Source organism: Oceanobacter sp. 5_MG-2023 (genome assembly GCF_030548165.1).
GTDB lineage: Bacteria > Pseudomonadota > Gammaproteobacteria > Pseudomonadales > Oceanobacteraceae > Oceanobacter.
On sequence record NZ_JAUORS010000001.1, the window covers coordinates 293,825 to 306,794 of the forward strand.

At 54.3% G+C, this 12,970-nt stretch carries 10 protein-coding genes; 6 read left to right on the forward strand and 4 right to left on the reverse strand.

Features of this window, described 5'->3' with window-relative positions; genetic code table 11:
• The first annotated feature begins 11 nt into the window (after positions 1 to 11).
• Positions 12 to 2,270: a DNA topoisomerase IV subunit A gene (gene parC / locus Q4551_RS01375; RefSeq protein WP_303431335.1), complete on the forward strand. Its 2,259-nt coding sequence runs from the start codon at positions 12 to 14 to the stop codon at positions 2,268 to 2,270.
• Between the two features lie 21 nt (positions 2,271 to 2,291).
• On the opposite strand, the gene rsmD is transcribed toward parC, so the two are convergent.
• Positions 2,292 to 2,843, reverse strand: coding sequence for a 16S rRNA (guanine(966)-N(2))-methyltransferase RsmD (gene rsmD, locus Q4551_RS01380; protein WP_303431337.1), 552 nt, complete (start codon positions 2,841 to 2,843; stop codon positions 2,292 to 2,294).
• Between the two features lie 170 nt (positions 2,844 to 3,013).
• On the opposite strand from rsmD, the gene ftsY reads away from it, so the two are divergent.
• The 4 genes from ftsY to rpoH all read left to right on the forward strand — a co-directional run bounded on the left by ftsY (position 3,014) and on the right by rpoH (position 7,181).
• Positions 3,014 to 4,441: a signal recognition particle-docking protein FtsY gene (ftsY, locus tag Q4551_RS01385; RefSeq protein ID WP_303431338.1), complete on the forward strand. Its 1,428-nt coding sequence runs from the start codon at positions 3,014 to 3,016 to the stop codon at positions 4,439 to 4,441.
• Between the two features lie 9 nt (positions 4,442 to 4,450).
• The gene (gene ftsE, locus Q4551_RS01390; protein ID WP_303431395.1) at positions 4,451 to 5,128 is read left to right on the forward strand and encodes a cell division ATP-binding protein FtsE; all 678 of its coding nucleotides are present in this window, start codon (positions 4,451 to 4,453) and stop codon (positions 5,126 to 5,128) included.
• Positions 5,109 to 6,143, forward strand: a complete 1,035-nt coding sequence (gene ftsX, locus Q4551_RS01395; protein ID WP_303431339.1) for a permease-like cell division protein FtsX — start codon at positions 5,109 to 5,111, stop codon at positions 6,141 to 6,143. Before ftsE ends, ftsX begins: the two co-directional genes overlap by 20 nt.
• Positions 6,144 to 6,308: 165 nt before the next feature.
• Complete coding sequence (gene rpoH / locus Q4551_RS01400; RefSeq protein ID WP_303431340.1) at positions 6,309 to 7,181, forward strand: RNA polymerase sigma factor RpoH; 873 nt, start codon at positions 6,309 to 6,311, stop codon at positions 7,179 to 7,181.
• Between the two features lie 170 nt (positions 7,182 to 7,351).
• On the opposite strand, the gene rho is transcribed toward rpoH, so the two are convergent.
• Together rho and trxA are read right to left on the reverse strand one after the other, a co-directional pair.
• Complete coding sequence (gene rho, locus Q4551_RS01405) at positions 7,352 to 8,614, reverse strand: transcription termination factor Rho (RefSeq protein WP_303431341.1); 1,263 nt, start codon at positions 8,612 to 8,614, stop codon at positions 7,352 to 7,354.
• A 185-nt stretch (positions 8,615 to 8,799) separates the two neighbouring features.
• Positions 8,800 to 9,126 (reverse strand): thioredoxin TrxA, encoded by a 327-nt coding sequence (gene trxA / locus Q4551_RS01410; RefSeq protein ID WP_303431342.1) that lies wholly within the window; start codon positions 9,124 to 9,126, stop codon positions 8,800 to 8,802.
• Positions 9,127 to 9,286: 160 nt separating this feature from the next.
• Here trxA and ppx point away from each other — a divergent pair, with 160 nt between their 5' ends.
• Entirely contained in the window at positions 9,287 to 10,798 is a 1,512-nt protein-coding gene (gene ppx / locus Q4551_RS01415) for an exopolyphosphatase (RefSeq protein WP_303431344.1), read from the forward strand.
• Positions 10,799 to 10,864: 66 nt separating this feature from the next.
• Here ppx and ppk1 read toward each other — a convergent pair whose 3' ends face one another.
• A complete protein-coding gene (gene ppk1, locus Q4551_RS01420) occupies positions 10,865 to 12,964 on the reverse strand; it encodes a polyphosphate kinase 1 (RefSeq protein ID WP_303431345.1) in 2,100 nt (699 codons plus the stop codon).
• Positions 12,965 to 12,970: the final 6 nt, after the last annotated feature.

The window sequence follows — 12,970 nt, forward strand, 5'->3', positions numbered from 1 at the left end:
ATCCGATACCAATGACGCAAATCAGCTATACCGATGATGGCGTAGAACGCCAGTCTCTACGCCAGTACACCGAGAACGCTTACCTGAATTATTCCATGTACGTCATCCTAGATCGTGCCTTGCCTCACGTAGGAGACGGACTCAAACCGGTACAGCGTCGTATTATCTATGCCATGAGCGAACTGGGCCTGAAAGCCACGGCCAAGTACAAAAAGTCCGCCCGGACCGTGGGGGATGTGCTCGGCAAATACCATCCCCATGGTGACAGCGCTTGTTATGAAGCGATGGTCCTGATGGCTCAGCCCTTTTCCTATCGTTACCCTCTGGTGGATGGCCAGGGCAACTGGGGAGCTCCGGACGACCCCAAATCCTTCGCGGCCATGCGTTATACCGAAGCCAAATTATCGGCCTTTGCCGATGTGCTGTTGTCCGAGTTGGGACAGGGGACCGTCAACTGGCAACCCAATTTTGACGGCACACTGGACGAACCCACCACCTTGCCAGCTCGTTTGCCCCATGTTTTGTTGAATGGCACCACCGGTATTGCTGTGGGGATGGCCACGGATATTCCGCCACATAATATTCGTGAAGTTGCCAGTGCCTGTATTCATTTGCTGGATCATCCGGGGGCCACCAGTGACGATATCTGTCAGCTGGTACAAGGGCCGGATTTTCCGACCGAAGCGGAAATCATCACCCCTCGGGAGGAGCTGCAGAAGCTCTATCACAGTGGGCGTGGCAGTATCAAGATGCGGGCGGTCTACACCCGTGAAGATGGTGATATTGTCATTACCGCTTTGCCACACCAGGCATCCGGCTCCAAAATCATGGAACAGATTGCCGCCCAGATGCAGGCCAAAAAACTGCCGATGGTTGCCGACTTGCGTGATGAGTCTGATCATGAAAACCCGACCCGGCTGGTGATTGTACCGCGCACCCGCAAGGTCGAGGCCGATGCGCTGATGACTCACCTGTTTGCGACCACCGATCTGGAGCGTAACTATCGCGTCAATATGAATGTGATTGGTCTGGATGGACGGCCGCAGGTGAAAAACCTGATCACCATGTTGAGCGAATGGCTGACCTACCGAACCGACACCGTGCGCCGCCGTCTCCAGTTCCGGCTCGACAAGGTGCTGGCCCGTTTACACATCCTTGAAGGCTTGTTGGTCGCTTTTTTAAATATCGACGAAGTGATCGAGATTATCCGTGAGGAAGACCAGCCGAAACCGGCGCTGATGGCGCGTTTTGGTATTTCCGACAAGCAGGCCGAAGCCATTCTGGAATTAAAACTGCGGCATCTGGCCAAACTCGAAGAAATGAATATTCGGGGAGAGCAAGATGAACTGGAAAAAGAACGCCAGTATCTGGAAAAAACCCTGGGTTCCGAACGGCGCCTGAAAACCCTGATCAAGAAAGAAATCAGTGCCGATGCCGAGCGATACGGTGACGATCGCCGTTCACCACTGGTTGTACGGGCCGAAGCCAGGGCATTGACCGAGACCGAATTACTGAGCGCTGATCCGATCACCGTGGTGTTGTCACAAAAAGGCTGGATACGAGCGGCCAAAGGCCATGATGTGGATGCGGCAAAGCTGAGCTACAAGGCTGGGGATGCCTTTTTGCAGGCCACGCCAGGCAAGAGTAATGAGCCGGTGGTGTTCCTGGATGATACCGGCCGCAGTTATAGCCTGATTGCTCACACCTTGCCTGGTGCCCGCGGTCAGGGAGAGCCACTGACCGGCCATTTGAATCCTCCCCCGGGGGCGACGTTTGAGCATATGCTCATGGGGCAAGACAGCAGCGAATACTTGCTCTGTAGTGACGCCGGTTATGGTTTTATTACCCGCTTCGCGGATATGCAAAGCAAAAACAAGGCGGGCAAGGCGCTGATCACCTTGCCCGCCAATGCCCGGGTATTGGCACCAAGTGTATTGCCTGCCGGCGATGAGGTCTGGATTGCCGTGGTGACCAACGAAGGCCGTATGCTGGTATTCCCGGCTGCCGACCTGCCTCGCTTGAGCAAGGGCAAAGGCAACCGGATGATTAATATCAGCGCTGCCAGTGCGGCCGAAGGTGTGGAGCTGATGGTCTCGGTTCAGGCATTGCAAACAACCGATACCTTGCTGGTTTACTCCGGCAAGCGTCATCTGAAAATGAAATTCAGCGACCTGGAACATTATTTCGGTGAGCGGGGACGGCGAGGCAATAAGCTGCCGCGCGGCTTCCAGAACGTTGATCGACTGGAGCTGCTGTCGCCACAGGACTGACAGCAATCGTCAGTAATCGAATCAGTCGCTGACAATAAACAACCGAAAGCAGAACTCCTTGGTGGTTTTGCTTTTGCGTTCCTGCCAATGGCTGGGCCAGGTTGGTTGCAGCGCTGTTTCATGCTCGATATAGACCAGGGTGCCAGGTAATAACGTCAGCGCATCAATCGCTGGTTGCAGTAGCTGCTTGCCAAACGGCGGATCAAGGAAAACCAGATCAAAAGGCTGTGGGTTTTGTTGCAACCAGGCCAGGGCATCACCGGCCCACACCTGGGCATTCAGGGCGTTTAACACGCTGAGATTATCCTTTATCTGTAGCGCAACCTTGGGGTGTTTTTCCAGAAATACCACCTCCCGTGCCCCGCGAGACAGCGCCTCGATACCAAGTGCACCACTGCCAGCAAAGGCATCCAGCACCCGCGCGCCTTCGACATCAAACTGTAGCCAGTTAAAAATGGTTTCACGAACCCGGTCCATGGTTGGACGCAAACCATCAACCGCAACAAAGCGCAGTCGACGGGAGCGCCATTCGCCACCAATAATTCTCAGTTGTTGGGTTGGTAACTTACTCACGCAGAATCTCATCAATAACCATGGGTATCGGCGGATGGTATCAAGCGCAGCCCGAATGTCGACATCGGACTTGCAACCCGGGACATCCAAAAGACAGGAATAGTGGTAGCATAGCCGCCTATTTCAGCCGTTTCCGGCATATTCTCCCAGCCACGCTGACAGTGAACGCCATGTTTAAGTTTTTTAAGCGCAAAAAGAAAAACCAGCCAGCCACCGAATCACCGGCAGAGACCGATGCGGTAGTCAGTGCTGATGTAACAACCGACCCGGCAGAGGCCGGACCAGAGAGTGATGCCGGTGTGGTCGATGCCCCACAGGTAGACGCTACCGATGCGATTGAATCGGATGACCTTGACCATCCACCGATTTGGGCTGTCGAGGATAACAGCCCATCCGGGATGTCTGCCTTTCCCGAGCTGGAAGATACTCTGGATGAAGCAGCGCCGATAACAAACGATCTTGCCTCAGACTCTGGTTTGGCAGCGGCTGAGGAGCCTGCTGTTCGTACTCCTGTTGATGCCCAGGTTGACGGCCTTGTTGACGATGCTCTTGAACCTGAGCCGGTCGTGGAAGCATCCATCGAGCCAGTCGTGGATATAACCCCTGAACCCGACTCCGAACCCATCGCCCCAGCCACACCGGCAGCACCAGAAAAAGTCTCAAAACCCGGCTTTTTCGCCCGTATCAAGGCTGGCCTCAGCCGCACCCGCAGCAGTCTGACCGATGGGCTGGCGAACTTGCTGTTGGGCAAAAAAGCCATTGATGACGACCTGATGGAAGAGCTGGAAACCCAGCTGATTATGGCGGATGTTGGTGTAGAGGCCACCGCAGATATCATGTCGCGACTGACCGACCGCGTAAGCCGCAAGGAACTGAAAGATTCCGACGCGCTGTACGACGCCCTGATTGATGAATTAAAAAGCGCACTATCCCCGGTGGAAGCACCACTGCTGGTGACGGCGCAGGCGGCACCCTATGTCATCCTGATGGTGGGTATCAATGGTGTAGGTAAAACCACCACGATTGGCAAATTGGCTCGCCAATTCCAGAATGAAGGCAAGAGCGTGATGCTGGCTGCAGGCGATACTTTCCGTGCCGCGGCGGTTGAGCAACTGCAGGTATGGGGTGAACGTAACGACGTACCGGTGATTGCCCAACATACCGGAGCCGATTCCGCCTCAGTGATTTTTGATGCACTGCAGGCGGCGCAAAGCCGTAAGGTCGATGTGCTGATTGCCGATACTGCCGGACGTCTGCACAACAAGGACAATCTGATGCAAGAGCTGGAAAAAGTGGTTCGGGTGATGAAAAAACTTGATCCGGCAGCCCCTCACGAAGTCATGCTGGTGCTGGATGCCGGTACTGGCCAGAATGCCATCAACCAGACCCGGCAATTCCTGCAGTCCGTCGGCGTGACCGGCCTGACGCTGACCAAGCTGGACGGCACTGCCAAGGGTGGGGTGATTTTTGCACTGGCGAAACAGTTTGGTATTCCGGTGCGATTTATCGGTGTCGGTGAAGGCATTGAAGACTTACGTCCGTTTCATGCCGGTCAATTTATCGATGCTCTGTTCCAGCGCGACAACAGCGGAGACTGAGCGATGAGCATGGTTCGCTTTGACCAGGTGGGCAAACGCTACGCCGGGGGCAAGGAAGCGCTCAGCGGCGTCAGCTTTGAGCTGGAACGGGGTGAGCTGGCTTTTCTGACCGGCCACAGTGGCGCTGGTAAAAGCACACTGCTGAAGCTGATGATGCTGATGGAGCGGCCCTCCCGGGGACAGGTGTTTGTGGATGGCCAGAACCTGAACCGCTTGCGGGCCGGACAGGTGCCTTATCACCGCCGTAAGGTCGGCGTGGTATTCCAGAATCACCAATTACTGTTTGATCGTCCGGTATTCGATAACGTCGCGTTGCCGCTGCAGATTGCCGGGTATTCACCACTGGATTGTGCCCGACGGGTACGGGCAGCGCTGGATTCCGTTGGCTTGCTGCATCTGGAAGGCCGCAATCCGGTGGAATTGTCTGGAGGAGAGCAGCAACGGGTGGGTATTGCCCGCGCCGTGGTCAACAAACCCCCTCTGCTGTTGGCTGATGAGCCAACCGGTAATCTTGACCCGGAACTGTCAGCAGAAATCATGGATTTGTTTGTACGCTTTCAGCAAGTGGGGGTCACCGTATTGATCGCCACCCACGATATTGCCCTGATTGAACGTATGGGCAAGCGTCGCCTGATTCTTGATCATGGTCAGATGGGAGGCGATTTGCATGTCGACCACTCCGGATAAAAAACGGGGCGCCGTTGCGGCGTCGCGTTCCGCCGCATCTGCGGCTCAGCCCACGCGTTCAGCGTCGTCAGGAGCCTCGGCACAAAGTATTGGTTTTGTTCATCGGGCGACCGCCTGGCTGGCTCATAACCAGCTTGTGGCGGTAGAGACCTTGCTGACCTTGCTGGCACGACCGGCATCGAGCCTGTTGACCTGGCTGGTGGTTGCCATTGCCTTGACGTTACCGGGGGCATTGTGGATGTCTCTGACCAATATTGAGCAGCTGAGTGGAAATTTTCAGCAGTCCGGCCGTATTACCCTGTATTTACAGCAAGAAGCCAGTGTGGCCGCAGGGCAGACATTACTGCAACGTATCAAAGGGCTGGAAGATGTGGTCGACACCGAATACATCAGCGCCGAGCAGGCACTGGCGCAATTCAGTGCCGCCAGCGGCCTGGCGGATGCGTTGGCCATGTTGGCGGAAAACCCGTTGCCTGCGGTGATTCTGGTGGAGCCGCCGTTGGGGCTGACTGCGGAGCGCTTGCAACAGTTGCTGCAGCAGCTGACCTCTTTCCATATCGTCGATAGCGCACAGCTGGATATGGCCTGGCTGGAGCGGTTACGGGCCATCATTGCATTGGGCGAACGCCTGATCTGGGTGTTGGGGGTGATGCTGGCCTTGGCTATCTTGCTGGTGGTCGGTAACACCATTCGCTTGTCCATTGCCGCGCGGGTGGATGAAATCCGGGTGATCAAGCTGGTGGGGGGCACAGACGCCTATGTGCGTCGGCCTTTTTTGTATACCGGCTTGTGGTACGGCATGGTGGGCGGACTGCTGGCCTGGCTGATGTTGATTGGTTGCTGGCTGTTGCTGAAACAACCGGTGGCAGAACTGTCCGCCCTGTATGGCTCTGCCTTTGAGCTGCAACCCTTGTCCGCCAATGCCGCTCTGGTCTTGTTGTCTGGCGCGATGCTGCTGGGTTGGTTAGGTGCCTGGTGGTCTGTAAGCCGCCATCTGCATGAAATAGAACCCTGATAGTGTGACTTATGCCGTTATTGTTGCTGTAATGGAACTCAGTGCTGCCTTGGATGTCGGAGAAACCGGGTGCTACACTGACCCTGAAATTCAGATTCTGTAGCGAACCTCGCCACAGTTTATGCGGTGGAGCAATTCGCTACCTTGTCGCTAATGGAGTATGTAATGAACAAAGGCTTGCAAGCCGTCGATGCACTGTCCCCGGGAGCCAATCTCGAGGCATACATTTCAACGGTTAATGCGATTCCTATTCTGAGTGTTGAAGAAGAGCGAGAGCTGGCCAACCGCCTGCACTACCAGGAAGATCTGGAAGCGGCGCGTCGACTGGTTATGGCTCACTTGCGCTTCGTTGTTCACATTGCCCGCAGCTATTCCGGCTATGGGCTGAACCAGTCCGATCTGATCCAGGAAGGTAATGTTGGTCTGATGAAGGCCGTCAAACGTTTTAACCCGGAAGTGGGTGTGCGTTTGGTGTCATTTGCGGTGCACTGGATCAAGGCCGAAATTCACGAATTTATCCTGCGTAACTGGCGTATCGTCAAAGTGGCTACCACCAAGTCACAACGCAAACTGTTTTTTAATCTGCGTAGCCAGAAGAAGCGTCTGGGTTGGTTGAGCCAGGCAGAAGCCAAATCCATCGCTGCCGATCTGGGGGTTGAAACCCGTACGGTATTCGAGATGGAAGGCCGGCTGAATGCTTACGATGCGGCGTTTGATGCCGGTGTCGATGACGATGATGATTCCGCCTATCAGGCCCCTGCGTATTATCTGGAAGATAAAAGTGCTGATCCGGCACTGACCGTCGAAGCCGATAATTATGAGCAGGATGCCAGCGAACGTTTAAGCTCGGCGTTGAGTGATCTGGATGACCGCAGTCGGGCGATTCTGCAGCAGCGTTGGCTGAGCGATGAAAAGGCGACCCTGCATGAGCTGGCGGCGATTTACAATGTTTCCGCTGAGCGTATTCGTCAGCTGGAAAAGAACGCCATGAAAAAGCTCAAGAATGCCATGGGCGGTAGCCTGATTCCGGCAATCTGATCTGCGTTTTGCTGGCTGGGGTCAGCCGGGTCCGTCAGTCTGTTTCATGTATCAAGGTATAAATTCAAGCCATAAAAAAAGCCACCGCTCGGGTGGCTTTTTTTATGGCTGTTTTAACCCTTGTTCCGGTTTTGTCCGGCAGGGCCAAAAAGCATCAAGGGCGTAACAAATTATTTGCCGCCACGCATGGAGTCGAAGAACTCATCGTTGGTCTTGGTTTGGCTCAATTTGCCCAGCAAGAATTCAATCGATTGCACATCTTCCATTTCGGTCAGCAGTTTACGCAAAATCCACAGACGCTGTAGCGAAGACTCATCAAACATGATGTCCTCACGGCGTGTACCGGAGCGACGAATATTGATGGCTGGGTAGATGCGTTTTTCGGCGATCTTGCGATCGAGGTGCAGTTCCTGGTTACCGGTACCCTTGAATTCCTCATAGATCACTTCGTCCATTTTGGAGCCGGTGTCGACCAGAGCGGTGGCGATAATCGTCAGGGAACCACCTTCTTCCACGTTACGGGCAGAGCCGAAGAAACGTTTTGGTTTTTCCAGTGCATTGGCATCGACACCACCGGTCAGTACCTTGCCTGAGCTGGGGACGACGGTGTTGTAGGCACGTGCCAGACGGGTAATGGAATCCAGCAGGATCACCACGTCACGTTTGTGTTCAACCAGGCGCTTGGCTTTTTCAATCACCATTTCAGCCACCTGAACATGGCGCGCAGGTGGCTCATCAAAGGTGGAGGCAACCACTTCACCACGTACCGAACGTTTCATTTCGGTTACTTCTTCCGGACGCTCATCAATCAGCAGCACAATCACATCACATTCCGGATTGTTACGGGTGATGGATTGGGCGATGGTTTGCAGCAGCATGGTTTTACCGGCTTTGGGTGGCGCGACAATCAAACCACGCTGGCCTTTACCAATGGGTGCTACCAGATCGAGTACTCGGGAAGAGAGGTCTTCGGTTGAACCATTACCTTGTTCAAGGAAGAAACGATGATCGGGGAAGAGGGGGGTGAGGTTTTCAAACAGGATTTTGGATTTGGCGTTTTCAGGTTTGTCGTCGTTAATCTCAGCGACTTTCAACATCGCAAAATAACGTTCGCCATCCTTGGGAGGCCGGATCTTGCCTGCTATCTTGTCACCCTTGCGCAGATTGAAGCGTCGAATCTGGCTGGGTGAAACATAGATATCATCAGGGCCGGCAAGATAAGAACTGTTGGAGCTTCTTAAAAAACCAAACCCGTCTTGCAGGATTTCCAGCACCCCATCACCATAAATATCTTCTCCGCCCTTGGCATGATGCTTGAGAATGGCAAAGATAATATCTTGTTTGCGGGTACGGCTAACGTTCTCGAGACTCATTTCCTTGGCGATAGCCAAGAGCTCAGGAACGGCTTTCAATTTAAGGTCGGAAAGATTCATAGGGACAGATAGATGCAATTTAGTGGGTGTTGGGGCGGAGCTTGAATGATATCAAGAGGAGAAAAACTTTGGAGAACCCAAGGCGTACAGAAACTATAGACCCAATGTCCGGGGGTGTCCAGTCCAACCAACCCAAAAATGTTGAACCATTTTTGGGTTGGTTGGACGTGTCAAGCAAGTCGCATTTACAGGGCTTGCTGGATAAATGCTGTCAGTTCCGATTTACTCATGGCGCCAATTTTGGTGGCTTCGACGTTGCCGCCTTTGAACAGAATCAGGGTCGGGATGCTACGGATGCCGTATTTGGGTGCAGTGGCTTCATTCTGATCGATATTCAGTTTGGCTATTTTTAACTGGCCTTTGAACTCTTCAGCAATTTCTTCCAATACCGGGGCGATCATCTTACATGGACCACACCATTCAGCCCAAAAATCCACCAGTACAGGCAGGTCGCTGGCCAGTACATCTGTTTCAAAACTGTCGTCACTCGTCATTGTGATGAGATCGCTCATGGTTTCCCCTTGCGTGTTGAGGTCATAATTTATGTCATTGTACGCGGGCTTCTGTGGGAATCAATCGCAGAGATAGCGCAAAGATCTACTGGACGCCTGCCCCTGTGAGTTGCATATTCGTGGCCTGCCCTCAAAAAAGACAGTTTCAGGACTTCGAGTTATGTCAGATTCCTCAGCCCAGCCAGGCGAATTGATTGCAGCGGTTGATCTGGGCTCCAACAGTTTTCATATGGTCATCGCCCGCGAATTTCATGGTGAATTTCGTACTCTGGAGCGGCGCGGACAAAAAGTTCAGCTGGCTGCAGGCCTGGATGACGAGTTCATGTTGTCTGAAGAGGCCCAGCAGCGTGGTCTGGATTGTTTGCGTGAATTTGGCCAACACTTGCAAGGTATGGACTCCACCAGAGTAACCGTACTGGCCACCAATGCGTTACGGGCCGCTCGCAACCGGCAAGACTTTATCGATCGTGCCGAAGCGGTGCTGGGTTACCCCATTGAGGTGATTGCCGGGCGCGAAGAAGCCCGCCTGATTTACCTGGGTGTGGCGCATACGCTGGCCGACGATGTCGGTAACCGGCTGGTGGTGGATATTGGTGGCGGCAGTACCGAATTTATTATTGGTGAACGCTTCGAACCCAAGGCGCTGGAAAGCCTGCATATGGGGTGTGTGTCGTTTACCCGGCGCTTTTTTGCTGATGGCCAGATTACCGAAGCCGCGTTTGAGCGGGCGGTGGCGGCGGCTCGTCAGGAATTGCTGCATATTGAAACCGACTACAAGCATCTTGGTTGGCAAAACGTTGTCGGCTCATCCGGTACGATCCGCGCAGTAGAGCAATCCGTGGTGGAATTTGGCTGGTCAACCGAAGGCATTACCCGCCAGGCGTTAAAAAAGCTGCGCAAACAAACGCTGCAGTTCGAGACGCTGGATGATGTGGTTTTGCCTGGTGTAAAGGTTGAGCGTCGGCAGGTCTTTATTGGTGGCCTTGCTATCTTGACCGCTGTTTTTGATACCTTCGATATCGAACACATGGTGTATTCCGACGGCGCCTTGCGTGAAGGCGCACTATGGGATCTGTTTGGACGCTCAAGCCATGAAGATGTGCGTCAGCGCACTGTGCGTTCCTTGCAGGAGCGTTTCTATATCGATGAGGCCCAGTCCGCCAGAGTCAGTGATATGGCCCGTGCATTGTTTCTGCAGGTGTACCAGGATCTTGGTCTGGAGGAGAGCCAGGTGCGCTGGCTGTTGTGGGGGGCCGAGTTGCATGAAATTGGACTGAGCCTGTCGCATAGCGGATTCCATAAACATGGTGCTTATCTGCTGCAGCATGCCGATATGCTGGGCTTTACCCGCCAAGGGCAAGCCAAACTGGCGGCCCTGGTACGTTGTCACCGACGTAAATTCAATCTGGGTGAATTTGCAACCCTGTCTCCGGAAAGCCGGGCTTTTGTTATCCAGCTGACGCGCTTGTTACGTATTGCGGTGATTCTGAATCATGGTCGGGGAGCACATCCGGTACCGGTGCCGGAACTGAAGGTTATTGCCGGTGACCATGACTCGCTAAGCCTGACACTGCCGGCTGGCTGGCTGGCAGGGCATTCGTTGACGGCGGGTGACTTGATGGCGGAAGTGGATTACCAGAAAGCGGCGGGTATGACACTGACGGTTGAGTAACCGGTGCCAGCATCGGCGACGGGTGACCAGTCGCCTCGGCCTGGCGGCCGAGGCGGGCTTGAAAGGCTAGCTTGAGGTTGTGGCGAGTGTCGCCAACAGGATATTTTGCGCGCGGATAACTTCTTCGCCCTCTGCTGGCTCGCTGCGCAGGTAACGGCCATCCGACTGTAAGATCCAGGCCTGGCTGTTGTCGAGCATATAGGCTTCAAGCTCAGACTTGACGCGCTCTTTCAGTTTGTTGCTTTCGATCGGAAAGGCCGTTTCAACCCGGTTGAGCAGGTTACGCTCCATCAGGTCTGCACTGGCAGCGTAGACTTCGTCCTTGCCATTATTGAGGAAGTAATACACCCGGGTGTGTTCAAGAAAGCGGCCAATAATGGAGCGCACTTCAATGTTTTCGGAAACACCTGGTACTCCCGGTCTCAGGCAGCACATGCCACGGATAATCAGTTCCACCTTCACCCCTGCCTGAGACGCCTTGTACAGCGCCCGGATCAGCTTGGGTTCCGTCAAGCCATTGGCTTTCAGGCGAATCAGTGCTGGCAGACCTGCTTCAGCATGGCTGCGTTCGCGATCAACCAGTTCGATCAGTTTCTTGTGCAAGGTAAAGGGAGCGTGAAACAGCTTCTTGATTTTCAGTGCTGCGCCCATGCCCGTCAGTTGCTGGAACACCGCGGCGACATCTTCACCAATCACATCGTTACTGGTGAGGAAGCTGTAATCGGTGTAAGCACGGGCATTACCAGCGTGATAGTTGCCCGTTCCCAGATGCACGTAGCGTTTGTAGCGATCTTCTTCCTTGCGCACGATCAGCATCATCTTGGCGTGGGTCTTATACCCAACTACACCGTACACCACCACCGCTCCGGCTTCTTGCAGGCGGTTGGCAAGGTAGAGATTTTCTTCTTCGTCGAATCGCGCGCGCAGCTCGATTACAACCGTGACTTCCTTGCCACTGCGGGCGGCGTCGACCAGGGCGTTAACAATTTCAGACTTGGCACCGGTACGGTACAGCGTCTGTTTGATGGCGCGTACCGCAGGATCTTTGGCGGCTTCCCGCAGCAGGTCGACGACAGGAGTAAAGGATTCGAACGGGTGTAAGAGCAGCGTGTCGCGTTCGCGCATGCTTTCAAAAATGCTCTTTTTGAACTTGATGTTCTTGGGTAGGCCAGGAGTGAATGGCGTGTATTGCAAGTCGGGGCGATTGATCTGGCCAATCACTTCCATCATGCGGCCCAGATTCACCGGACCATTCACCATATACAGATCGTTGGCCGCCAGGTTGAACTTGTGCAGCAAGAAGTTCACCAGCTCGGACGGGCAGTTGTCGGCCACTTCCAGCCGCATCTCTTCACCGAAGTTACGGGAGTGCAACTCATCCTCAAGCGCGGAGGCCAGATCGTTGGTGCCGTCTTCGTCGATCTCCAGATCCGCGTTACGGGTTACCCGGAACTGGTAACAGCCTTTGACCTTCATGCCTGGGAACAGCTCAGCGGCATGCTCGTGAATCATGGAGGACAGGAAAATAAAGTGGTCGCCACCGCTGGTGAGATGATCCGGAATCCGGATGATGCGCGGCAGGGAACGTGGTGCCGGAATAATCGCCAGGCCGGTTTCACGGCCAAAGGCATCCTTGCCGTCCAGCTCCACAATAAAATTCAGGCTCTTGTTGACCAGTCGTGGGAACGGATGGGAAGGATCCAGACCAATCGGACTGACCAGTGGCTGAATGCTGTCGCGAAAATATTCCTCCACCCAGAGCCGCTGCTCTTCGGTCCAGTCCCGGCGTCGCTGGAAGTGAACATTTTCCTGCTCCAGCGCCGGCAGAATGGTTTCATTGAGAATACGATACTGACGCTCGACGGTTTCGCTGCACAGGGTATGAATCGCACTCAGAACCTGCTGTGGATGCATGCCATCGGCACCGGCCTGTTCACGGGCGAAGGTGAGTTGCTGTGTCAGGTTGGCGACCCGGACTTCGTAGAACTCATCCAGGTTGCGGCTGAAAATGCACAGGAAAAACAGGCGATCAAGCAGTGGATGGCTTTCATCCAGTGCTTGCTCCAGTACCCGGATATTGAACTGCAAATGGCTCAATTCACGATTGAAGTAGTATTCGCTGCTGCTCAGATCGATAGGTGCTTCGGTTGTCTGTACGTCGCTCATTCGGCT